Source organism: Rhizobium sp. 62_C5_N11_2 (assembly GCF_051811185.1).
GTDB lineage: Bacteria > Pseudomonadota > Alphaproteobacteria > Rhizobiales > Rhizobiaceae > Rhizobium > Rhizobium leguminosarum.
Map to the genome: position 1 here is coordinate 1,050,336 of NZ_JBPWPW010000001.1, position 22,557 is coordinate 1,072,892.

Below are 22,557 nucleotides of genomic sequence, written 5' to 3' on the forward strand. Positions count from 1 at the left end.
GTGACATCCGGCCGCATGGCGCCGGGGGAGAGCCGCCGCTAAAATCGGCAGCTCGAATCATAGAAATCCATCGTATGAACCGCATCCTGCTCGCTTCGGCGTTCCTTTTCTCCACCATATTAACTGCATTGGCGGACGAAATTCCGTCAGCCGTGCCGGCCGCGCTCCGTCAGGTCCCGGCTGCAGTCAGTCCGGCCCCGAAGGCGCCGGCGCCAAAACTCGTCGAGCCGCATCTGCATATCGCCCGTTCCAATGTCGCCGGCCATGCCCGTGTTGCGCTGACCTTCGATGCCTGCATGGGGCAGGCGGACGAGCGCATCCTTTCGACCTTGGTGCGTGAACGCATCCCGGCAACGATCTTCGTCACCGCCCGCTGGCTGAAGCGCAATCCCGCCGCGGTCGCCGTGTTCCTGCAGAATCCCGATCTCTTCGAACTCGAAAATCATGGCCAGAACCATATTCCGGCCGTCGACACGCCGACGCTGATCTATGGCATCGCGTCTGCCGGCTCGCCGCAGGCGGTGCGGCAGGAAGTCGAAGGCGGCGCTGCCGCGATGGTCGCTGCCGGCATCCCGGCGCCGCACTGGTTCCGCGGCTCGACCGCCAAATATGATCTTTCCGCCATCAGCGAGATCCGCGCCATGGGCTATCGCATTGCCGGTTATTCGGTGAACGGCGACGGCGGCTCGCTGCTCGGGGCTGTTATCACCGAAAAGCGCATCGCCGCGGCCAAGGACGGCGATGTCGTCATCTCCCATGTCAATCAGCCGACCCATGCGGCCGGCGAGGGGGTGGCCAAGGCATTGGTCGATCTCAAGGCGAAGGGTACGCAATTCGTCCGACTCCAGGATGTCGAGGACACCGGTGACGACAAGACGACCGAATAACGGCCGAAGCCTCTTCTTCGTCTCGAACAAGATTTAACGCAGCATGATTTCCGGTCGGAAGCGCTCGTGCAGCGTTCGTAAGCCCGGTCCGTCGCGGTCGACCGCAAAATCCTCGAACCAATCCCGTTGCATGCCGGCCAGCATTGCGCCGATCATTTGCGCGGCGAGATAGGAGAAGGTGATGCCGTTGCCGCCGTAGCCGTAGGCCGCGAAGACATGTGGTATCTCCGGCACCGGACCGATCAGCGGCAGGCCGTCGGCCGTCTCGCCGAAGGTGCCGCACCAGGCATGGGCGACGCGTGTATCCGCCTTCGGCCACAGCCGCTTCATCTTCTCCTGGATTGCCATGGTCTTGGCCGGCAGCTTCCGATCTCGTACTTCGGCATCCGTGGTATCGTCATCCTCGCCGCCGGCGACGATGCGATTGTCCGCCGTCGTGCGCATGTAGAGATAGGGGTGGCTGTCCTCCCAGATCAGCGCCCTGTCGCGCCAGAAATTTGCCGGGTCCTGCGGCACGGTGGCGAGCGCCCAGCTCGAACTCGACCGGTGCAGTTTCGGCATGTCGAGGCCCGGCATCGAATAGCCGGTCGCAAGCACGACATGCCGCGCCTCGATGACGTGGCCTCCATCCGTCTCCGCCATGACGCGGTCACCTTCGCTGTGAAGCGCAGCCACGGAAGCGTTGACCAGCCGCGCGCCGCGCCGGACGGCCATCTCCAGCAGCGCCCAGGTCAGAAGCAGCGGATCGCATTCCGCCGAACCCGGCGAATAGATCGCACCATCCCGGTCGAGTTCGAATTGTGTGAAGAGATCGGGATGTTCGAGATAGACGCCGGGCAGGCCCGCCCGGCGACGAAGCTGGCGCTCCTCCAGCAGGTTGCGCGCGCCTTCGCGGCCATCAGCCAGATAGAGCGTATTGCGAGACCGGAAGCCGCAGGCGATCTCGTTTGCGGCGATCAGCTTGGAAAGGCCGGCGACCGCGGCACCACTGCGGCGGTAGATGCCGGCCGCACGCTCGAAACCGTAATAATCCTCGAGCTCGGTGAGGGTGCTGTCGATTTCCCATTGCAGCATCGCCGTGCTCGCCGCGGTGCTGCCGAAACCGGGCTCTTCCCGGTCGATGATAACAACGGAGAAACCGCGGGCCGTTAAATGTTCGGCAACCAATGCGCCGGTAATGCCGCCGCCGATCACGGCGATGTCGGTGGAAAAGCTCTGCTCGATCGGCCGCCATTCGGGCCGAATGCCGCTTTTTCCCCAGAGAGAACGGCCGCTGACCATCTGGTCATGATCGGATTCGGTAAGGTCGAGATCAGCTGCCACGAAGGTTTCCCCGGTTGATTATTTCGGCAATTGCGGCTGCGGTTTTTCCTCGATCAGCAACTCGTCGATAATAGTCATGACGATCAGCGAAAGCGGCAGCGCCAGCATGGCGCCGACGGCACCCCACATCCATGTCCAGAACAGGATGGCGAGGAAGACGACGAAGGGATTGATTTCCAGCCGCCGTCCCATCACCGCCGGGAAGATCAGGTTCTCCATGAGGAGATGCACGGTGAAGAAGGCTGCCGCCGGCATCAGTCCGATGAGGATGCCATCATGGGTCAGGATGCCGGCGACCGCGACGGCAAGTGTCATCAGCGTGATGCCGAGATAGGGGATGAAGCTCGACAGGAAGGCGAAGAAGCCCCAGAGCACCGGGGCCGACAGCCCGCCGGCATAGGCGATGACAGTCATGACGACGCCGAGCCCGACATAGATCAGCGAGGCCGTGGCGAAATAGAAGCCGAGCACCTGCTCGACGGCATTGATGACACGGATTGCCGCCAGGCGTTGCGTGCGGGTGCGGAAGGTCATGATGATCGTCTTGCGCAAGTTGACCCGACCAGCGAGGAAGAACAGCAGCGCCGCAAAGAAGATCATCCCCTGCACTAGCGCCGGCGTCAGGCTACTGGTCACCACGTGCAGCACGTTGCCGGTGTTTTCGAGCAGCGCACCGATCGACATCGACCCGCTTTCGAATGTCGCCGGCGTGATATGCAGCCATCTGATGCGTTCCAGATATGGCATGACGCGGTTTATGGTTCGCTCGGCGAAGGCCGGGCCCTCATTGGCAAGCGTCATCAGCGGGTCGGCAAGCGAGTTGATCAGCAGGAAGATCACCAGCGCCACGGCGCTCGACAGCATGAAGGCGTTGGCAAGCCGCGGCACTCCCATCTTGCCGAGCTTTTCTGCCGCCATGCCGAGGATCATGCCGACGACGACGGCAAGTGTGATCGGGATGAGGATCAGCGACATCAGGTAGACCGCGGCAAGAAAAAGAATGCCGAAGATGCCGATGATCGCCCAGGCCATGCTGACGTCGAGCCCATCCTTTTCCAGACGGTGCAGCGGAGGCGGCGGCAGTTCTTCCGCAGCTTCCTTCAGCGACTGTGCCCAGGCGCTGGTGTGGCGTTCGCCGATCGCGATTTTCTTTGCTTGTTTGCGGATGCCATTGGCGATGCCCATGCGGTGAGGTCCCCGAAGCCCCATTGCTTCCTCACGGAAACGCACCGATAGGGTTCCGGTTCCCTGAAGGAACGACCGCCTGTGAAGGTGCATCCGGCATGTCTTTGCGCCGATGGCATTGCCCGCATGGCGTGAGCGTCTTCAACCGCTATGGCTGATCTGCTGCAACCTGGAAATTACGCCGACAGCGTCAGGCCGATGCCCCAGGGATCCCTGAGGAATACGCCGCCGTCGCGCTTCTCGCTTTTGATCTCCAGCGCATCGAGCTTGGAGACCGCCGCATCCAGCGTCGCCTTGTCGTTGAAGCGGATCTTGTAGTCCGAAAGCCCGGTCATATTGCTGGCGCGAGCCGTCGCGCCGCGGCTGTTCCAGATATTGGCGCCGAGATGGTGATGATAGCCGCCGCTCGCAAAGAAGCTCGCGCCGGGATAGCGCGCCATCAGCTTGAGACCGAGGACGTCGCGGTAAAAGGCGTCGGCCTGCGGGATGTCGCCGACCTGCAGATGCAGGTGACCGATCGCCGTCCCCACAGCCATGCCGTTCCAGCGCTCATCAGGCGCGCTGTTATAGAGCGCCTGCAGGTCGAGGCGAAGCGTCGCCATCTCCACCATGCCGTCCTGGTGGAATTTCCATTGTTCGTGCGGCCGGTCGGCATAGATCTCGATGCCGTTGCCTTCGGGATCGGAAAGATAGATCGCCTCGCTGACGAGATGGTCCGAGGCGCCGTCGAGCGCGACATTGTTCTGTGCCGCATGGCGCAGCCAGCGTGCGAGCTCGGTCCGGTTCGGCATCAGGAAGGCGGTGTGGAAAAGGCCGGCGGCATTGCGCGGCGCGATGGTCGCATCTTTTGCGGTCGTCAGCGTCAGCAAAGGGAGATCGCCGACACCCAGCACTTCGCCGCTCGCCGTCTTCTCGATGACCTTCAGGCCGAGCATCGATTGATAGAAACCGGAAACGAGGCCGAGGTCGGTGACGACGAGATGCGACTGGTCGATATAGGCGGGCCGCGTCAGTGCATAGGAAGTTTCGGTCGTCATGGATTGTTCTCCTGCCTCTGAATTGGCCTGTAAGAGAGAAGGCGTACCGGCGGTGGCGGCAAACATGCCGCCTGTGGCAAGCCCGAGGAAGTTTCGCCGGTTCATTCGCCTCTGATCCCTCGGTTGCCGTACTTGATCCCTATATGGCGCATTCCGATTGTTCACAGAAGGCCCGTTTTTGAGGATGAAGCGTTGAACAGATGTTGACGATGACTTGCGCCCACTTGATCGCCGTCAACGCGCCCATATCTTATTTAGATGAAGCTTATAAATACCAGTCATGGAGGGAAGCCATGTACAGAAAGATCATCGTAGCGATCGCGCTCGGCGGCATCGAAAAGGGAGAAAAGATCCTCCGCAAGGCCGCGTCCTTGCTCGATGACGGCGGTGAGATCATCGCGCTCAACGTTATCGAAGATGTGCCGAGCTATGTCGCGATCGAGTTGCCTGCCAATATGGTCGAGGACGCCATGCAGGACAGCCGCGACAAGCTGCAGGCGCTGCTCACAACCACCGGCGTCAAGGCAACCGTCGAGATCGCCAACGGCCCGCCTGCCAAAGCCATCATCTCAACCGCCGAAAGCCACGGCGCCGATCTGATTATCGTCGCCTCACACGTTCCGGACTTTTCCAACTACTTCATCGGCGCCACCGCCGACCGGGTCGTGCGTCATGCCAAATGCTCGGTGCTGGTCGACCGGCAGAAGATTTGATTTTTGGGCCACTGCGGCCTGTCACGAAGATTTACCGCCCGTGCGCTTTGCCGCGGTTGCGCGCCCGCCGGTTCGATGCGACGATTGCAATCGGGGTATGAAACGGATTGGCGTGCATGGCCGAGTTCAACGGCATTCGCTGGGCTTATGATAGATACGAACTGATCGCCGACGGTATCGTCCATGGCGTCGGCCTCGTGCTGGCGCTGATCGGCGCCACCGTGCTGATTTTCTACGCCACGGTCTGGAGTTCCTACGGCGCGCTCGCCGCCGCCTGGATCTATGGCGTCGGGCTGGTGCTGACACTTGCCATTTCCTTTTCCTACAACGCCTGGCCGGTCTCGCGCACGAAATGGTTTCTGCGCCGCTTCGATCATTCGGCGATCTTCCTGCTGATCGCCGCCACCTACACGCCCTTCCTCGAACGCGGCGCCGACGACCCGCTGCTCTTGTTCATGCTGGTCGCGATCTGGCTGTTCGCCGCCGTCGGCATTGTCCTGAAATGCGTCTTCCCCGGGCGTTACGACCGATTTGCCATCCTGCTTTATCTCGCTATGGGCTGGAGCGGCGTGCTGGTGGCCGGGCCTGTCGCTTCGCGCATTCCCTCCGCCTCGATGCTGCTGATCGTCATCGGCGGCGTCATCTATTCGCTCGGCGTCATTTTCCATGTCTGGGAGAAGCTGCGCTTTCAAAACGCCATCTGGCATGGTTTCGTCGTCACCGCCGCAGCCGTGCATTATTCGGCCGTCTTCACTTGCTTCAGCCTGTCGGCGCCGGGCCTCTGAACGACGGTCGTTTACATCTGTCGGGGTCGGGCGTATGCCGCCTTTCACAGACAATACGAACCGGGCAATCATGACTGACGCTGTCCTCCTCCGCGACGCCACCGAAGCCGATCTTTCCGCCATCCGCGATATCTACAATCACGCTGTTGAGCACACGACGGCGATCTGGAACGACACGCTGGTCGATCTCGAAAATCGGCTGGAATGGTTCAGGGCGCGCAAGGCGCGGGGCTTTCCGGTGATCGTCGCCGAAATGTCGGGCAAGGTCGCAGGCTACGCCTCCTATGGCGACTGGCGGGCCTTCGACGGCTACCGCCATACGGTCGAGCATTCCGTCTATGTCGACAAGGATTGCCGCGGTGCCGGCATCGGCGAGCGGCTGATGCGGGAATTGATCGCGCGTGCTGCGGCCGGCAACATCCATGTGATGATCGCCGGTATCGAGGCTGACAATACCGCCTCGGTCAGGCTGCACGAAAAGCTCGGTTTCCGCATCGCCGGCAGATTTTCCGAGGTCGGCACCAAATTCGGCCGCTGGCTGGACCTGACTTGCATGGAACTTCGCTTGCCCGGCAAGGCGGGTTGACCCACCTGCCTGGCAAAGCCCCAGACTGATCAGGCAAAGCCCCAGACCCATCAGGCAAAGCCATTGTGAACGGCGCGCACCATCTTTTTATTGTAGTCTGAGCTGTGTAAGAATGTGGACGCAGTCTGCTTCGCGGAAGGCGGCCTTGAAAGCGTCATGTAAGCGTCATGGGGGTGTATAGTTCAATGGCAATGCAAAGATCGTCGCTCGGTCTCCTTGCCCTCGTCCTTCTGGCATTTCCGCCGGTTGTAGCCCGGGCCGCCGATTGCGGCAGCATGGCCTCGCCGAAGCTCGACTGGCAGGAATGCACCAAGAAGAACCTGATGCTGCAGGGCAGTGATCTCGAAGGCGCCAATCTCGTCGGCACCGATTTCTCGCTGACCGATCTCGCTGGCGCCAACTTCAAATCCGCCAATCTGGAGAAAGCGACGCTGGTGCGCGCCTCACTCGAGGGCGCGCACGCTGAAGGCGCCAATTTCGCCAAGATCGAGGCCTATCGCTCCAGCTTCGCCAATATCGCCGCCGATGGCGCTTCCTTTGCCGGCGCCGAGCTGCAGCGCGCCAATTTCGCCGGCGCCCAGCTCGCCGGCACGAGCTTCGAAAAGGCCGAGCTCGGCCGCGCCGACTTCGACAAAGCGGTACTGACGGGTGCGAAATTCTCGTTCGCCAATCTCTCCCGTGCCGATCTCTCCGGCGCGACCTTCGAAACCACGCCGATGTTCGATCGCGCCTTCATGTTCCTCACGCGCATCGAAGGCCTTGACCTCTCGGCCGCTGCAGGGCTCGAACAGGCCCAGATCGACCTTGCCTGCGGCGATGCCTCGACCAAGCTGCCGGCCGGCCTCTCCGCCCCGACGACCTGGCCCTGTCCAGCCGAGCGCGAGTAACCAGGCGGGTCTGAACCGCTCTATGTCCGGTCCGTGATGTAGAGGTAGAATTCCATTATGCCGCCATCGGGGCTTCCCGTTTTGGCGAATGTTTCCCGCCGCCGGTGCACCCGCTCCGCAACACGTTGCGAGGGAATGTTGTCGGGCCTGACGATGGAGACGATGCGCGCAAGGCCAAGGGCATGAAGCGCGTGGTCGCGGCAGGCGGCGGCCGCCTCGATCGCATAGCCCTTGCCCCAATGGTCGCGCCACAGATGATAGCCGATCTCGGGTTCCAGGCCCGCGGAGGTTTCCTGCAGCGTGATGCCGCAATCGCCGAGCAATGTGCCGCTCTGCCGGTCCGTCACCGCCCAGAGGCCGAAGCCGTGACTGGTATAACTGTCGAGGGCGAGCCTCTGGAACCAGCGCGCGGTTTCGTCGAAACTCTTGATACCGGGGTAATACCGCATGCATTCGGCATCGCCGAAAATGCGGTGGAGAAACGGCAGGTCGGCAGGCGTGATCTCCCGCAGCGTCAGCCGCTCGGTCTTCAGGATATCGCGCGCCATCGGCCTTCTCCTGGTATCGCCGATCCGTCGATAGCGTCTACGACGGAGGAAGTCAGCGGCCCATCACATCGGAATGGGCCGCTTGCCGATTGCGGGGCTGCGCGCCTACTTCCCGGGCTCGAACACCATGGAATGGCCGTTGATGCAGTAGCGCAGGCCGGTCGGTGGTGGCCCGTCGGGAAAGACGTGGCCGAGATGGGCTTCGCAGCTGCCGCAACGGATTTCGGTGCGCACCATGCCAAAGGCCGTGTCGCGATGCTCCGTCACCGCTTCGGGCGACACTGCTTCGAAATAGCTCGGCCAGCCGCAGCCGGCATCGAATTTCGTGTCGGAGCGGAAAAGCGGCGCATTACAGCCGACGCAGCGGTAAAGCCCTGTCTCGAAGGAGTCCCAGTAGGGGCCGGTAAAGGCGCGTTCGGTACCGTGCTGGCGCGTGATGCGGTATTGCTCGGGGGTGAGCTGCTCTTTCCATTCGTCATCGGTTTTGTGGATCTTGGCGGTGGTCGCAGTTTCGGACATGAGGTGCTCCTTTCGCCGAGGGGCGGTTCCGTTTGCGCAAAATGTGGTGCGCCGCGTTCACTTCATCAAGTCTCCAGCGCCGCGCCATCAGATTGGCGGCATACCGCAATTGGAGGAAGACGCTTGCTTTTACATCCGTTAGGGGTTTTCTGTTAGGGTTAATGTTACGTGCATTGGAGAATCACTGGTGTTTGAGGCAGCAATCGTCCTGCTCTACGGCCTGGTGGCCGTGGCCGCCATGGCGGTCACGCTGTTGGAAGGCTGGGCCAACCATGACGGCTTTACGCTCCATCGTCTCGCCGGACTCTTCGCCTGCCTGCTCTGGCCGCTGACGCTTGTGGTCTTCATCCTGCACGGTTGCATCGCCCGGCTGCTGTCGCGTCTCTCCCGATCGATGGCCTGATCGACTTCGAACACCGCCATGCAGTGCGGCCTGCGGCCGAAATCACTTGAGACGCTCCCCCGTTTCGCCTAAGCCAGAAGACAGGCCGATTTTCTCCGGCTTTTCGTCTGTTGCCTTTACAGCGCCGCGCGCCTTGTCGGACGTGCAAAGAACTGTAACATTTTGAATTATGCAGTAGAGGAGGGGACATGGCCGATGTCACGGCTCTGACATTTCTGGCCCTGTGTCTGCCGCTCGTCGGCGCTCTTGCTGCCCCCTTCGTGATCCGCATCTTCGGCGCAAACGGTGCCTGGCTCCTAGCGATCGCTCCCTTGCTCGCCTTCCTGCATTTCCTGCGTTTCATTCCCAAGATCGCGCGCGGCGAGGTCGTCACCGGCGGCTATTCCTGGGTGCCGAGCTTTCATCTCTCCTTCTCCTGGTTCCTCGACGGCCTGTCGCTGGTTTTCGCACTGCTGATCACCGGTATCGGCACCCTGATCGTGCTTTATGCCGGCGGCTACCTCAAAGGACACAAGGATCAGGGCCGCTTCTTCTCCTTCATCTTCCTCTTCATGGGCGCGATGCTCGGCGTCGTCGTTTCCGACAGTTTCCTGATGCTCTTCGTCTTCTGGGAGCTGACGTCGATCACTTCCTTCCTGCTGATCGGCTTCGATCACGAGCGTGCGGCGGCTCGCCGCGCAGCCCTGCAGGCGCTTGTTGTGACCGGCGGGGGAGGGCTCTGCCTGTTGGCCGGTCTGCTGTTGCTCTGGAATATCTCAGGCGTCACTGAGATGTCGCGGCTCATGGGAACGGGCGATGTCGTGCGCGAAAGCCCGTTCTATCTCGCAGCCCTCCTTCTGGTCCTGGGCGGCGCCTTCACCAAGTCGGCGCAATTTCCCTTCCATTTTTGGCTGCCGAACGCCATGGAGGCGCCGACGCCGGTTTCCGCCTACCTGCATTCGGCGACGATGGTGAAGGCGGGCGTCTATCTGCTGATGCGGCTCAATCCCGTCATGGGGGCGACGCCCCCCTGGGAGATCCTACTGCCCTTCTTCGGCGGGCTGACGCTGGTGGTCGGCACCGCGCTTGCCATCCGCCAGACCGACCTGAAGCTCAAGCTCGCCTATACCACCGTCTCCTCGCTCGGCCTGCTCGTCATGCTGATCGGCTTCGGCTCTGACCATGCGGTCGAGGCGGCGGCGCTCTATCTGGTGGCGCATTCGCTCTTCAAGGGCGCGCTCTTCATGGTCGCCGGCATCATCGATCACGAAACCGGCACGCGCGACATTACCAGGCTGCGTGGCCTGATGCGGGCGATGCCGCTCACCTGGATGATCGCACTTGCGGCGGCCTTGTCGATGGCCGGCCTGCCGCCCTTCTTCGGCTTCCTCGCCAAGGAGGAGATCTATACGGCACTCGTCGGCGGCGATGTCCGCGCACTCACCTTTACCGCCATAACCGTCTTCGGCAATGCGCTGATGTTTGCCGTCGCCTTTGCCGTGGCGCTGAAACCCTTCCTCGGTCAGCCGGTGGAGACGCCGAAACCTCCGCACGAAGCGCCCGTCCTGCTTTGGCTCGGCCCGGCCGTTCTCGCCGTCCTCGGCCTGCTCGCGGCGATCTTTTCGACCTTCACCCACACCGTCCTGTCCTCGCCGATCGCCTCCGCCATCCGCCAGACACCCGTCGAGATCGATATTTCGCTGACGCCGCATATCGGCCTGCCTCTGGCGCTCTCCGCCCTGACCGTGCTGCTTGGTATCGGCGTCTACTGGCAGCTCGCGCGCGCCCGTTTCCTGATGGCCGTCTTCTTGCATGCGGCCGGGCGCGGGCCGGATCACGGTTTCGACCTTGCCATATCGGGCCTTGTCCGCTTCGCCGGCCGCCTCATGCGTGTGCTCCAGCCGGGGCGGCTGGAGATCTATGTCACCTGCACCTTCCTTTGCGTCGCCGCCATCCTCATCGTCCCGCTCGTCGTCTATGGCGAACTGCCGCGCCCTCCGGCCTGGCCGGCCGATGTCAGGCTCCATGAATGGGCGGTCTTCCTGATCGCCGCCTTCGGCCTTGCCGCCGTGCTCGTCGCCCGCGATCGGCTGACGGCGATCGTCTCGCTCGGTATCCAGGGCTTCGCCGTCGCCATCATCTTCCTGTTGTTCGGCGCGCCGGACCTGTCCTTCACCCAGTTCATGGTCGAAACCCTTTCGGTGGTGATCCTTGCCTTGGTCATGACCAGGCTCCGTCTCTCGCCCGCCGATCGGCGGCCGCTCGGCCGCAAGCTCTTCGACGGTGCGCTGGCGCTCGCCTGCGGCCTCGGCTTCACGCTTTTGCTGATGCGGGCGACGCAGGCGCCGTTCAACGACGCGCTGACGGCTTTCTTCAACGCCTATTCCAAATCGATCGCCCATGGCGCCAATGTCGTCAACGTCATCATCGTCGATTTCCGCGGCACCGACACGCTCGGCGAAATCGCCGTTGTGGCGGTCACCGGCCTTGCCATCCTGGCGCTGATCCGCATCCGCGCCGGCAGCGAGCGCAAGCTTGCCGCCAATGATCCCGCGGCGGAGGGCTGATCGCGTGAACACCCTCATCTTCCGCACCGTCGCCCCGTTCCTCACCGCGCTGATGCTGCTTTTTTCCGTCTTCGTGCTGCTACGCGGCCATAACGAGCCGGGCGGCGGCTTCATCGGCGGGCTGATCGCTGCCTCGGGACTGGCGATCTACGGCATTGCCCGCGGCGTTGGCGCCGTTCGCCGCGCGCTGTTTTTCCATCCGCTGTCGATTGCCGGCTTTGGCTTGCTCCTGTCGACGGCGGCCGGTCTTGTCTCCATCCTGTTTGCCGTTCCCTTCATGACCGGCCTCTGGATCTATCCGACGCTTTTCGGCACCGAGGTGCCGCTGTCCAGCGTCATGCTCTTCGATGTCGGCGTCTATCTCGTCGTGCTCGGCGCCATCACCTCGATCGCACTGGCGCTCGAAGAAAAGGAGGTGGAATGATGGAGCCGCTTCTCGCGATCCTCGTCGGCCTGTTCTTTGCCGCCGCCATCTACCTGATGCTGTCGAAATTCTCGATCCGGATCATGCTCGGCATCGCCATCCTCGGCAATGCTGTCAACCTCCTGCTCTTTACCTGCGGCCGGCTGACGCGCGAGGTGCCGCCGATCATCCCGGCGGGTCTCGACAGCTTGCCCGCAGGCACGGCCAACCCGTTGCCGCAGGCCCTCATCCTCACGGCGATCGTCATCTCCTTTTCGTTCCTTGCCTTCCTGCTGGTGCTGACCTACCGCGCATATCAGGACCTCGGCACCGACAACACCAGCGAAATGCGCGCCGCCGAGCCCGACGACCGGCCGCTGCCGCCATTGGGATATTGAGGCGGATGTTGGTGCGGATGCTCAACCCATGGCAAGCCCTCTCTCGCGATAGCGGAGGCGCCATCTGATGGCCGCCCCCACCTCTACCGTCGATCTCTCCGCCGCCCTGATCACCGCCCCGGTGCCCATCGGGCATTGGCTCGCCATCCTGCCGGTCGCCCATTGCATCACGCTCGGCGCCGTCCTGCTGATGCTGCGCGGCTATCCCCGCCTGCAGGCCTGGCTTGCCATCCCTGGCCTTGCGGCGCTGGCGCTGATCAATGCGGCACTGCTCGCCAAGGTCGCGGCCGAGGGGCCGCTGACCATGGTCATGGGCCGCTGGCTGCCGCCGTTCGGCATCGCCTTCACCGTCGATCTCCTCAGTGGGCTGATGGCCTTCACCGCAGCCCTTGCCGCGCTCGCCGCTAGCATCTATGCGCTGGCCGATATTGGCGAAAGCGGCCGGCGATACGGCTTCTTCCCGCTGCTCATGCTGCTGATGGCCGGCGTCACCGGCGCCTTTCTCACCGGTGATATCTTCAATCTCTATGTCTGGTTCGAGGTGCTGCTGATCTCCTCCTTCGGGTTGATCATCCTTGGTTCCGAACGTGAGCAGATCGACGGCGCGCTGAAATATGCCGTGCTCAATCTCATCGCCACGACCCTGTTCCTGGTCGGCGTCGGCATCCTCTATGCCGCCTTCGGCACGCTCAACATGGCCGATATCGCGGGACGGGCGAGGGATTTGCGCGGCACGGCGCCGCTGATGACGCTGGCAAGCCTCTTCCTGCTCGCCTTCGGCATGAAGGCGGCGGCCTTCCCGGTCAATTTCTGGCTGCCCGCCGCCTACCATACGCCGCGCATCACCGTGTCCGCTCTGTTTGCCGGCCTGCTCACCAAGGTCGGCATCTACGCGCTGATCCGGGTGATGGTCATGCTGCTGCCGGTGGAACGCCAGGAGTTGAGCCTGGTGATCGCGCTCGCCGCCGCCGCGACCATTCTCGTCGGCGCTCTCGGCGCGCTTGCCGAAAACGATATTCGCAGGCTGTTCGGCTATATCGTCATATCGGGCATCGGCAACATGCTTGCCGGCGTCGCCCTCGGCGGGCTCGGCGGCATCAGCGGTGCGGTCTTCTATGCGCTCCATTCCATGGTGCTGATGACGGCGCTTTATCTTGCCGCCGGGGAGATCGCCCGGCGCGGCGGCGGCTTTTCGCTGTCGGCCCTCGGCGGGCTCTATCGGCAAAGCGGCGGCTTCACCGCTCTCTCTCTCGTGCTCTTCCTTGCCGCCTGTGGTCTGCCGCCCTTTTCCGGCTTCTGGCCGAAAGTCATTCTCGTCAAGGCCTCGCTCGATCTCGGCGCTTGGTGGCTGGCGGCCTCGATCCTCGTCGGCGGTTTTCTGACGACGATCGCCTTCGGCCGTCTCTTCCTGCTCGCCTATTGGCGCCCGGCACCGATAGGCCTGACGCCGACAGTCCTGGTGGCGTCTGGGGCCAGGTGGCGCACGGGCCTGCCGCTCGCCGCGTTGACAGCGCTGGTCGTCGGCTTCGGGATCGTGCCGGAACAGCTGCTGGCGCTGTCGCAATCGGCCGCCGCCGGCCTTGCCGATCCAGAGGCCTATCTTCATTCGGTCTTCCCGGAAGGAGGCGTGCCGTGATCTTCTTCCTCTTCAACCTGCTGCTTGCCATTGCCTGGCTCACTGTTACCGGCAGCGCCTCGCTGCACAATCTCGTCCTCGGCGTCCTGCTCGGGGCCTTGGCGCTGGTCATCATCCGCGAATCCTTCCGCGGCAAGGGGTATCATATCCCTCGCGTCCGCCCGGTTCTCTCGCTCGCCGCGCTGTTCTTGAAGGAATTGTCGCTGTCGGCCTGGAGGGTCACGGTCACCGTCCTCTCGCCCGATATGAAGCTGAAACCCGGCATCTTCGCCTTCCCTTTGACGGTGACGAGCGATTTTGAGATCACTTTGCTGGCAAACCTCATCACGCTGACACCCGGCACGCTTTCGGTCGACGTCTCCACAGATCGCCGCACGCTCTATGTTCACGCGCTCGATTGTTCCGATCCCGAGGCGACCAAGCGCGATATCGCCAACGGTTTCGAACGCAAGATCATGGAGGCCTTCCGGTGATCACACCTGCCGCCATCGTCGCGGTCGCATCCTCGGCCGCACTCGTCATCCTCGGCCTGGCGCTGATCCTCGCCGTCTGGCGCGTCGTTGCCGGCCCGACATTGCCGGACCGAATCCTCGCCCTCGACATGCTGACCGGCATCGCCATCGGTTTCATCGCCGTCATCGCGGTCAAGACCGGCTTTTCGCTCTATATCGATATCGCCATCTCGCTCGGCCTCGTCGGTTTCCTGGCGACTGTCGCCTTCGCCCGATTCGTGCTGTCGCGCGGCAACATCACATCGAAGCCGTCCGCAACTGCGGCAAACGGCAACACGCAAAAGCGGGCAGGGGGCAAGAAGCGATGATCGACTATATCGTGGCTGCCATCACCGCCTTGCTGCTCCTCGTCGGCGCGCTCTTCGCACTTGCGGCGGCGATCGGCCTGGTCAGGCTGCCCGATCTCTACACCCGCATGCACTCGGCCTCGAAGGCGGGGACTGTCGGCTCCGGCCTGTTGCTCCTCGCCGCCGGCCTCTATTCGCAAGATGCGGCGATTCTCGCCCGTGCCATCGCCGGCTTTATCTTTTTGCTGCTGACGGCGCCGGTGTCTGCCCATCTGCTTGCCAAAGCTGCCCATCGCTCGGGATATGATCTCGATGCGCTCTCGGTTCGTGACGATATCAGGGATCGTTGAGCCTATGCTGTTCGGCAACTTTACCAGATTTATGCAAAACTTATGCACAGGAAGCTGTGAGTAAAGCTTGCCGGAGAGCCCCTCAATTCTTCATCTGTCATTTTTTCTCAAGAAAAACGACAAATAATAATTGGCGTTTCGACCAAACGATGGTATTTGAAAATGCAAGTAGAGTTCTGATTGTGAATTACAATCGTACTGCTTCCAAGTCCCTCAGTTTTGATTTTTAATGTCTAAACTGAGGCCATCGCCTGGAGCATGACGTAGTGGTTTCCGGTCAGGCAGTATAAGAACAGGTTACGCTCTTCGGAATCTAGGGGTGGATTTCGCGTTTTTCGAAACAGAAGGTCGATTCCTGCGCTTTTGCTGTTCGCTTCTACGAGGCGGGTCTTTGGCGTGTCAGTCAAAGGCCGTTTGAGCATGCTAACAGGAGAAAAAATATGACGGATATAGCGACCGGCAATGCGCCGGAGCTGCTTGTGGAACTGACAGCCGACATTGTCGCGGCCTATGTCAGCAACCATGTTGTACCGGTCAGCGACCTGGCCAATCTGATTTCCGACGTGCATTCGGCACTGAGCAACACGTCCGTACCGCAGCCTGCTGCGGCGATCGTCGAAAAGCAGAAGCCTGCAGTTTCTGTCCGCAAGTCCGTACAGGACGAGCAGATCACATGTTTGGAATGCGGCGGCAACTTCAAGTCCCTCAAGCGTCACCTGATGACGCATCACAGCCTCTCGCCGGAAGAATACCGCGAGAAGTGGGACCTGCCGACCGATTACCCGATGGTAGCGCCCGCTTATGCCGAAGCGCGTTCGCGCCTGGCAAAGGAGATGGGCCTCGGGCAGCGCCGCAAGCGCGGCCGCGGCTGAGCTTTTTCGAAAGCATCGACGACAAAAAGCCGGGTCTTGTGCCCGGCTTTTTTGTGCGCCTTTTCAAGGCGAGGAAAATAATCTCGATGGAGCCAGTCAGGAAAGTGCGAAACGGTTTTCCCAGGCAAAGCGCGAAGCGGTTTTGCCGGGAATCGGCTAAAGCGAAAGGTTGAAGCGATCCTGTGGTTCAATCAAAAGCTGAACCGCGCTGGTATTCAGGCCTTCGCAGATGATTCGGACGGGCGCCAAGATAGTGTGAGCGACCCTGTCTTATGCTTTGCCGACAGGCTTAGAATGTATTCCTATACTATCAGCAAGTGTTAATGTATTCGGCATGCCAAGGCAGGCGCTGCCGGAATCGATCGGCTGTGGCTCTGAAAGCCGATCAGCCATCATCGCGGTCAAGCCGCGGCGCGGACCCTTGCCTCTTCGCGGATCCTGTTCACCATCGAGCGCAGTCCGTTCGAGCGCTGCGATGAGAGGTTCTCCACCAGGCCGATCTTCGAGAATATCTCGAAGGCATCGAGCCCGGCGATCTCGGATGCCATCTTGCCGGAATAGGTGGCAAGCACGATGGCGACGAGGCCGCGCACGATATGGGCGTCGGAATCACCCTCGAAGCTCATGACCGGGTCGTCGGGATCGCCTGTCGTATGCGTCACCAGCCAGACCTGGCTGGCGCAGCCCATCACCTTGTTCTCGGAGGTGCGTTTCTCCTCGGCCAAGTCGGGCAGTGCCTTGCCGAGTTCGATGACATAGCGGTAACGGTCTTCCCAATCGTCCAGGAAAGCGAAGTCGTCGATGATCTGGTCGAGGGATGCCATGGAGAAGCCTTTCACTGTTAAAGCAGTTCCAGCAAAAGTGCGCAGCGGTTTTGCGTCCGGAATGCGTCAGGAAATGCTCTACAAGTGCATATAGGTGAAAGACCGGCGGATTTGAACCGCTAAAGCAATTCCAGGGAAAGTGTGAAGCGATTTTCCCAGGCAAAGCGCGAAGCGGTTTTGCCGGGAATTGCGTAAACTAAGATAGAAAAACGCCGTGAGGGATGGGCATCCTCACGGCGCAGCAACATGCTGAATTAAACAGGGCAGGCACGTCAGGCATGGGGTATCTCCGCGTCATGCGGACCACCGATGCAAGCTATAAACCGAAAGGTATTGCGGACGAATGCCCGCGAAAAATATCGTCAGATCGCCGGCTTCGGCGTCGGCAGCGGAATTGCGCCTGTTACCACCGTCTCGGCTGCGGCATCATCTTCGACCGGCGGACGGTAAGGCATCGGCTGGTTGAGCGCAGCCTTTGCCTCGCGCACCTTTTCCTGGATGGCAGGCGGGGTGAGGGAAGGCATGTTGAGCGCCACCGGCATCTGCGGTTCGCCAAGCCTTGCGGTCGCCGGCGCCTCGTCCTTGAACTGGCTGTCGAGAAGTTCGTAAGCAACACGGGCACCTTCACGGGCCCGGTAGCCGAGCGCGGTGAGGGTCTCGCTGCCCTTGGCGCAGACTTCGGGCTTCTCCGAGCACATGCCGGTCAAATAGTCATAAGCGCCGCTTGCCGCCGTGAACGCGTCGGAAAGCTGCAATTGCGGGCCGTTGGCGAGCTTGTCGGAACTCTCCGTGCTGAAGACGGAAAGAAGCACGAGCACGAGGCCAAACCAGAAGGATCCTTTGATCAGAAACCACATTGTTGTCGCCCATCCTGTTTCCCCGTCCGGTTCTTGTCGCCGAATCAGGCCGGTTGTCCGGTGTGTTTTCACCCTACCGCCAAGTTGCGAATGCCGCTTTTCGAAACTCACGCGCATTTGCGGCAAATTTAGTTCAAATTTTAGCGAACGGTATTTGAGGGACATTTTAGTCGAATGCGAGCGATCGCCGTTAAGCATCAGGGCAGCACCTGCTTGCAATTGCAGGACTTTTGCCGGCTCGCCTTGCCACAGGAGTTAACGCAATGCTGAAATATGAGGAAAATCCGTCGCTTACCCCCTATTAACCACAAAAGGCAAAGAGCCTTCCAGATGCTTCAAAACGGGAATTTCGGCCGTTTCAGCCTGTGAACAGCGCTTTTGCCTTATCCTTTCTTTAAGTCGCCAAGGCCTATTGTCCGGATCGATCGACAGCCTTTCGGGCGGGTATTGCGTGCGTGTATTGAGTAACATTGGCGGCAGGATGACGGCCCTCGTAGACCGGGCAGCGACAAGCTGGCTCTCCCGGACGGGCGGCGGTGAAGCCGTGCGCCAACGCGAGCTCGCGATCCTGCGCCGCCTCGTACTGTTCTCGTCGGCCGCTCTCGTTGCCGCGCCCATCGGCCTTTCGGCGGTCACCAGTCCTGCCGTCGCCTTGCCGGCGGGTGTCGCCATGGTCTGCGCCGCCTTTCTCTTTTCCGCCGTCGGCAGCATCGCGCTCGCCCGTCAGGGTTCGTCGGCCGGTATCGCCACGCAGTCGGCTGAGGATTTCTTCCTTGCCGCCACCCCGGGCCTCGTCTTCTTCCTCGACCCGCACGGCAGTGTGGCGACGGTCGGCGGTCGCGACCGCCGCGATTTCGTCGCCTGGATGCGCGATCCCAAGGGCAGGGGCTTCCTCGAGCAGGTGCATGTCTCCGACCGCATCCTTTTCCTGCAGGCGCTTGATGACCTGCGCCGGGGCGAGGATGCTCAGAGCGTCGATCTGCGCATCGACCGGCCCTCGGTCTCGCGCGATCAACGCCAGTTCGCTTATCTCCGAATGGACATGACGGCCCGGCGCGATGCCGATGGCGAACTTGCCGCCATCATTGCCCAGCTGCGCGACGTCTCCGTCGAGCAGCAGCTGCGTGACGAAGCCCAGAACCGCGCGGCGGATGCCGAATCGGCAAACGACGCCAAGTCACGCTTCCTCGCCGCCGTCAGCCATGAGCTGCGCACGCCGCTGAACGCCATTCTCGGTTTTTCCGATATCCTGATCGGCGAATATTTCGGCAAGTTTGAAAACGACCGCCAGCGCGAATATGTCGGCCTGGTCCGCGAATCCGGCGCGCATCTGCTGTCCGTCGTCAACACCATGCTCGATATGAGCAAGATCGAAGCCGGTCGCTACGAGCTTATCCTCGAAGCCTTCGATATATCAAGCTCCGTCAAATCCTGCGAATCGATGCTGGCCTTGCAGGCCAAGACCAAGGGCCTCACCCTGACGAGCCGTATCCAGCGCGGCCTCGGCGAGGTTGTCGCCGATCAGCGCGCCATCCAGCAGATCCTCATCAACCTCGTCGGCAATGCCATAAAGTTCACCGAGGCCGGCGGCGTCGTCTCGGTCGATGCGGCAGCGCGCGACGGCATCCTCAAGCTGACGGTCAGCGATACCGGCATCGGCATCCCGGCCGACAAGCTGGCATTGCTTGGCCAGCCCTTCGTCCAGATCCAGAATGATTATACCCGCCAGTTCGAAGGCTCCGGCCTCGGTCTCTCCCTGGTCAAGGGGCTGGTGGCGCTGCATGGCGGGTATTTCGCCATCGCCAGCCAGCCGGGCGAAGGCACGATCATCACCATCGAGATCGCGATGGACGGCTCGGGTGCTCAGCACGCCGAAGACGCCGGTCATGGCGCGACCGTCGAGTTTCCGCCGCGGCTGAAGGGCGCGGTCAACACAGGCGCAGAATTGGAAGAGGGGCGTTTCGATGGCCGCGCGCAAGCGAAAATCGCCTAAGGGAAAAAGGGGACGGCAGCAGCCGGGCCTTCTGATGTCAGGCGCTGCCGCCCTCGGCGGACTCGGCCTGCAGGGCGCCTCCGTGCTGGGCGGGCTCGGTTTGCAGAGCGCCTCCGTGCTCGGCAGCGTCATCGGCCGCAATCCGTCGGTCGCCGGCGGCACGATCACCTTCGCCGTCATTTTCTCCTTCGTTGCCGCCAATGCGCTCTGGTATCAGCCGGGCCTGCATCCGCATCCGATCTTCCGCACCCGCGATCCGCAGTCTCCGACCGTGCTCGGCGCCCGTCGCCTAGCCGAGGAGCAGCAGGGCGACGTCACCACGTTCCGGATCGAGCGGCCGCAGGATACCGCCACCACCAACGCGACACCGGCGCCGGCCGCACCCGGCCAGCAACCGAGCCAGCTCGTCATGGACATCCAGCAGCAGCTGGTGCGCCGCGGCCTCTATAACGGCATACCCGACGGCATCATCGGTCCGCGCACCAGTGCGGCCATTCTCTTCTTCGAGGAGACCGTCGGCATGACCCAGACCGGGGATCCGACGCCGGAGGTACTGGCGGCGCTGAAGACCGATGCAGCCGGTCCCTCGACCGTGCCCGCCGAAAAGCCGCCCGAAGATGTAAGCTCGAAGGCAGCGGCTGAAGACCCGGTGGCGGCGGCGATCCGTAGCGCTGAAAAGACGGTCAAAACGGCCCCATCAGCGGCAAAGCAGGTTCCATCAAGCGAAATCACCAATGTCGATCTGGTGCTGAAGATCCAGAAGGGTCTTTCCAACATGGCCTATGCCAATGTCGGTGTCGACGGCGTCGCCGGCGAGCAGACCCGCGCGGCCATCCGCCATTTTCAGAAGCACTACAACCTGCCCGAAGACGGTGAGCCGAACCAGGCGGTGCTGAAGAAACTCAAGGAAATCGGCGCGATCTAGCCGCTATGATGCCGCCTTCAACAGCCGGTAATGCGTCGTCATCGCCTGGCCCTCGACATCCACCACCTCTTCGATCGGCCCGGCCTCGCGGGCCATCGCCACGCGATAGCGCCTGGGCGCCATACCCGTCATCCGCTTGAAGGCGTTGCTGAAGGCGCTTTCGGATGTGTAGCCGAGCGAAAGCGCCAGCGCCGAAACCGGCATGCTGCCCTCCCGCAGCTCGCGTTCGGCAAGGCGCATGCGCCAGCCGATCAGATAGGTAAGCGGCGCAACCCCCGCCACGGTCTTGAACCGCAGCGCAAAGCTCGTGCGCGACATGCCGGCCGCCTTCGCCAGTTCGCCAAGCTGCCAGGACCGGCCGGGATCGCCGTGCATCAGCCGCAGCGCCGGCGCAATGCGATCGTCGCCGAAGGCGCGGAGCCACCCGACCGTCAATGGCGCCGAGCTCATGATGTGCGCCCTCAGCACCTGCACGAACATCAATTGTGCAAGCTGGGTCGAGGCGAGCAGGGCGCCTGGCCGCTTTGCCGCCATCTCCCGCACCAGCTGGTCGAGCAGCCAGCGCAGCACGCCGGCTTCGGCAAGGGCGGCGCGCACATGAATGATCGGCGGCAACACGTCGGACAGCAGCTCCATGCCCTGCGGCCCGAGCGCGATGTGGCCGCCGAGATAATGGAAATCCTCGCCAACGCCGTGGCGTGCCATGCCGTCGACCTTCTCCTTGAAGGCGCCGACCGCGTCGGCGGGCGCAACGGCAAGGTCGCTGGCCAGGATGAAGGAGTGCCGGCCGTTCAGAAGCGCAACGTCGCCCGCCTCGAGAAGAATGGGTTCACTGCCATTGTCGAGGCAAAGCCAGCAGCGCCCTTTGGCGACCGCGCTGATCTTGATCCGGTTCGGCCGGGGGAAGCGCAGCGCCCAGGCGCCGCCGGCGATCAGCCCGCCCGAGACAAGGCAGCGCGCATCGAGCAGATTGAGCATTTCGGAGAGCGGGTCACTGATCATTTTTGAACGATGAAGCAGGAAATCGGGATTTGCAAGCATTCAGAATCCCGTTTCTCGGGCGTACATAAGGCCATCATGCAACAACGGAGGGCATGCCATGTCCACCCCACAAGCTCCCATCGGTTCCGGCTTCGGTGCGGCCTCAACCGCCGCCGCCGTCATTGCCGGGCACGATCTTTCAGGCAAGGTCGCGATTGTCACCGGCGCCTATTCCGGTCTTGGCCTCGAGACAGCGCGCGTGCTCGCCGAAGCCGGCGCCAGGGTTGTCGTTCCCGCCCGCAATCTCGGAAAAGCCAAGGCGGCCGTGGAAAGCATTCCCGGCCTTGCGGTGGAAAAGCTCGACCTGATGGACCCCGGCTCGATCGACGACTTCGCCGACCGCTTCCTCGAAAGCGGCGAGCCCTTGCATCTGCTCATCAACAATGCTGCCGTCATGGCGAACCCGCTGACGCGTGACGCCCGCGGTTACGAATCGCAATTCTCCACCAATCATCTCGGCCATTTCCAACTCACTGCCCGCCTCTGGCCGGCGCTCGTGAAAGCCGAGGGTGCGCGCGTCGTCGCCGTCTCCTCGCGCGGCCACGTCTTCTCCGGCGTCGATTTCGACGATCCGAATTTCGAGAACCGCGAATACGCGCCCTATCTCGCCTATGGCCAGTCGAAGACGGCAAATGCTCTCTTTGCGATCTCACTGGACGCTTTGGGTGCGAAGCACGGTGTCAGAGCCTTCTCGCTGCATCCCGGCGGTATCGTCACCACCAATCTGGTCCGCCACCAGTCGAACGACTTCCTCAGGGCGAGCGGCTATGTCGATGAGGATGGCAAGCCGGTCATCGATCCGGAAAACAACAAGAAGACGATTGAGCAGGGGGCGTCGACCACCGTCTGGTGCGCCGTCAGCGAGAAGCTCGAGGGTCTCGGCGGCGTCTATTGCGAGAACTGCGATATTGCCGCCGCTGTCCCCGGCGATTCGACCGAGATGCTCGGTGTCCGTCCCTGGGCAACCGACCCGGAATTTGCCGAACGCCTCTGGCAGCTGAGCGAGCGGTTGACGGGCTTCATCGCCAGCTGATGGGGCG

General features: G+C 62.2%; 25 protein-coding genes. 17 read left to right on the forward strand and 8 right to left on the reverse strand.

Annotation, left to right across the window (positions count from 1 at the left end; genetic code table 11):
* Positions 1-74 precede the first annotated feature (74 nt).
* The gene (locus AB8B31_RS05325; protein ID WP_047619677.1) at positions 75-887 is read left to right on the forward strand and encodes a polysaccharide deacetylase family protein; all 813 of its coding nucleotides are present in this window, start codon (positions 75-77) and stop codon (positions 885-887) included.
* 33 nt (positions 888-920) lie between these two features.
* Here the strand turns inward: AB8B31_RS05325 and AB8B31_RS05330 are convergent, their stop codons facing one another.
* From AB8B31_RS05330 to AB8B31_RS05340, 3 genes are all read right to left on the reverse strand, one after another.
* On the reverse strand, positions 921-2,210 hold the full coding sequence (locus AB8B31_RS05330; RefSeq protein WP_047619679.1) for an NAD(P)/FAD-dependent oxidoreductase: 1,290 nt from the start codon (positions 2,208-2,210) through the stop codon (positions 921-923).
* Between the two features lie 18 nt (positions 2,211-2,228).
* A complete protein-coding gene (locus AB8B31_RS05335; RefSeq protein ID WP_018241245.1) occupies positions 2,229-3,395 on the reverse strand; it encodes an AI-2E family transporter in 1,167 nt (388 codons plus the stop codon).
* Positions 3,396-3,571: 176 nt separating this feature from the next.
* Positions 3,572-4,432 carry a VOC family protein gene (locus tag AB8B31_RS05340; RefSeq protein ID WP_018446259.1) on the reverse strand — a complete coding sequence of 287 codons (861 nt, stop codon included), beginning with the start codon at positions 4,430-4,432 and terminating at the stop codon, positions 3,572-3,574.
* 293 nt (positions 4,433-4,725) lie between these two features.
* Between AB8B31_RS05340 and AB8B31_RS05345 the strand changes: the two genes are divergently transcribed.
* The 4 genes from AB8B31_RS05345 (at position 4,726) to AB8B31_RS05360 (ending at position 7,403) form a co-directional block, all read left to right on the forward strand.
* Complete coding sequence (locus AB8B31_RS05345) at positions 4,726-5,145, forward strand: universal stress protein (protein WP_018446258.1); 420 nt, start codon at positions 4,726-4,728, stop codon at positions 5,143-5,145.
* Between the two features lie 116 nt (positions 5,146-5,261).
* On the forward strand, positions 5,262-5,930 hold the full coding sequence (gene trhA / locus AB8B31_RS05350; protein WP_018446257.1) for a PAQR family membrane homeostasis protein TrhA: 669 nt from the start codon (positions 5,262-5,264) through the stop codon (positions 5,928-5,930).
* Between the two features lie 34 nt (positions 5,931-5,964).
* Complete coding sequence (locus AB8B31_RS05355; RefSeq protein ID WP_018446256.1) at positions 5,965-6,516, forward strand: GNAT family N-acetyltransferase; 552 nt, start codon at positions 5,965-5,967, stop codon at positions 6,514-6,516.
* 185 nt (positions 6,517-6,701) lie between these two features.
* Positions 6,702-7,403: a pentapeptide repeat-containing protein gene (locus tag AB8B31_RS05360; RefSeq protein WP_018446255.1), complete on the forward strand. Its 702-nt coding sequence runs from the start codon at positions 6,702-6,704 to the stop codon at positions 7,401-7,403.
* Between the two features lie 20 nt (positions 7,404-7,423).
* On the opposite strand, the gene AB8B31_RS05365 is transcribed toward AB8B31_RS05360, so the two are convergent.
* Entirely contained in the window at positions 7,424-7,951 is a 528-nt protein-coding gene (locus tag AB8B31_RS05365; RefSeq protein WP_168297951.1) for a GNAT family N-acetyltransferase, read from the reverse strand.
* Between the two features lie 105 nt (positions 7,952-8,056).
* A complete protein-coding gene (msrB, locus tag AB8B31_RS05370; protein WP_018241252.1) occupies positions 8,057-8,470 on the reverse strand; it encodes a peptide-methionine (R)-S-oxide reductase MsrB in 414 nt (137 codons plus the stop codon).
* A 187-nt stretch (positions 8,471-8,657) separates the two neighbouring features.
* On the opposite strand from msrB, the gene AB8B31_RS05375 reads away from it, so the two are divergent.
* The 9 genes from AB8B31_RS05375 to AB8B31_RS05415 all read left to right on the forward strand — a co-directional run bounded on the left by AB8B31_RS05375 (position 8,658) and on the right by AB8B31_RS05415 (position 15,877).
* Positions 8,658-8,873, forward strand: coding sequence for a hypothetical protein (locus AB8B31_RS05375; RefSeq protein WP_018241253.1), 216 nt, complete (start codon positions 8,658-8,660; stop codon positions 8,871-8,873).
* A gap of 188 nt (positions 8,874-9,061) precedes the next feature.
* Positions 9,062-11,419: a putative monovalent cation/H+ antiporter subunit A gene (locus AB8B31_RS05380; RefSeq protein ID WP_439007403.1), complete on the forward strand. Its 2,358-nt coding sequence runs from the start codon at positions 9,062-9,064 to the stop codon at positions 11,417-11,419.
* Positions 11,420-11,423: 4 nt separating this feature from the next.
* A complete protein-coding gene (locus AB8B31_RS05385; RefSeq protein ID WP_427148862.1) occupies positions 11,424-11,843 on the forward strand; it encodes a Na(+)/H(+) antiporter subunit B in 420 nt (139 codons plus the stop codon).
* The gene (locus AB8B31_RS05390) at positions 11,843-12,220 is read left to right on the forward strand and encodes a Na+/H+ antiporter subunit C (protein ID WP_439007404.1); all 378 of its coding nucleotides are present in this window, start codon (positions 11,843-11,845) and stop codon (positions 12,218-12,220) included. The genes AB8B31_RS05385 and AB8B31_RS05390 overlap by 1 nt, the downstream gene beginning before the upstream one ends.
* 67 nt (positions 12,221-12,287) lie before the next feature.
* Complete coding sequence (locus AB8B31_RS05395) at positions 12,288-13,856, forward strand: Na+/H+ antiporter subunit D (protein ID WP_439007405.1); 1,569 nt, start codon at positions 12,288-12,290, stop codon at positions 13,854-13,856.
* Positions 13,853-14,329, forward strand: a complete 477-nt coding sequence (locus AB8B31_RS05400; protein ID WP_018446248.1) for a Na+/H+ antiporter subunit E — start codon at positions 13,853-13,855, stop codon at positions 14,327-14,329. The genes AB8B31_RS05395 and AB8B31_RS05400 overlap by 4 nt, the downstream gene beginning before the upstream one ends.
* Positions 14,326-14,676: a cation:proton antiporter gene (locus AB8B31_RS05405; protein WP_028733869.1), complete on the forward strand. Its 351-nt coding sequence runs from the start codon at positions 14,326-14,328 to the stop codon at positions 14,674-14,676. Before AB8B31_RS05400 ends, AB8B31_RS05405 begins: the two co-directional genes overlap by 4 nt.
* The gene (mnhG, locus tag AB8B31_RS05410; protein WP_439007406.1) at positions 14,673-15,005 is read left to right on the forward strand and encodes a monovalent cation/H(+) antiporter subunit G; all 333 of its coding nucleotides are present in this window, start codon (positions 14,673-14,675) and stop codon (positions 15,003-15,005) included. Before AB8B31_RS05405 ends, mnhG begins: the two co-directional genes overlap by 4 nt.
* Positions 15,006-15,445: 440 nt before the next feature.
* A complete protein-coding gene (locus AB8B31_RS05415; RefSeq protein WP_003557810.1) occupies positions 15,446-15,877 on the forward strand; it encodes a MucR family transcriptional regulator in 432 nt (143 codons plus the stop codon).
* A gap of 401 nt (positions 15,878-16,278) precedes the next feature.
* Here AB8B31_RS05415 and AB8B31_RS05420 read toward each other — a convergent pair whose 3' ends face one another.
* Both AB8B31_RS05420 and AB8B31_RS05425 read right to left on the reverse strand, forming a co-directional pair.
* The gene (locus tag AB8B31_RS05420) at positions 16,279-16,701 is read right to left on the reverse strand and encodes a SufE family protein (RefSeq protein WP_018446245.1); all 423 of its coding nucleotides are present in this window, start codon (positions 16,699-16,701) and stop codon (positions 16,279-16,281) included.
* 362 nt (positions 16,702-17,063) lie between these two features.
* Positions 17,064-17,558: a DUF5330 domain-containing protein gene (locus AB8B31_RS05425; RefSeq protein WP_018446244.1), complete on the reverse strand. Its 495-nt coding sequence runs from the start codon at positions 17,556-17,558 to the stop codon at positions 17,064-17,066.
* 412 nt (positions 17,559-17,970) lie between these two features.
* On the opposite strand from AB8B31_RS05425, the gene AB8B31_RS05430 reads away from it, so the two are divergent.
* Both AB8B31_RS05430 and AB8B31_RS05435 read left to right on the forward strand, forming a co-directional pair.
* Entirely contained in the window at positions 17,971-19,551 is a 1,581-nt protein-coding gene (locus tag AB8B31_RS05430) for a sensor histidine kinase (RefSeq protein ID WP_439007407.1), read from the forward strand.
* Positions 19,523-20,476, forward strand: coding sequence for a peptidoglycan-binding domain-containing protein (locus AB8B31_RS05435; protein WP_439007408.1), 954 nt, complete (start codon positions 19,523-19,525; stop codon positions 20,474-20,476). Before AB8B31_RS05430 ends, AB8B31_RS05435 begins: the two co-directional genes overlap by 29 nt.
* 3 nt (positions 20,477-20,479) lie before the next feature.
* Here AB8B31_RS05435 and AB8B31_RS05440 read toward each other — a convergent pair whose 3' ends face one another.
* Complete coding sequence (locus AB8B31_RS05440; RefSeq protein WP_018241265.1) at positions 20,480-21,517, reverse strand: AraC family transcriptional regulator; 1,038 nt, start codon at positions 21,515-21,517, stop codon at positions 20,480-20,482.
* A gap of 58 nt (positions 21,518-21,575) precedes the next feature.
* Between AB8B31_RS05440 and AB8B31_RS05445 the strand changes: the two genes are divergently transcribed.
* Entirely contained in the window at positions 21,576-22,550 is a 975-nt protein-coding gene (locus tag AB8B31_RS05445; RefSeq protein ID WP_439007409.1) for an oxidoreductase, read from the forward strand.
* Positions 22,551-22,557: the final 7 nt, after the last annotated feature.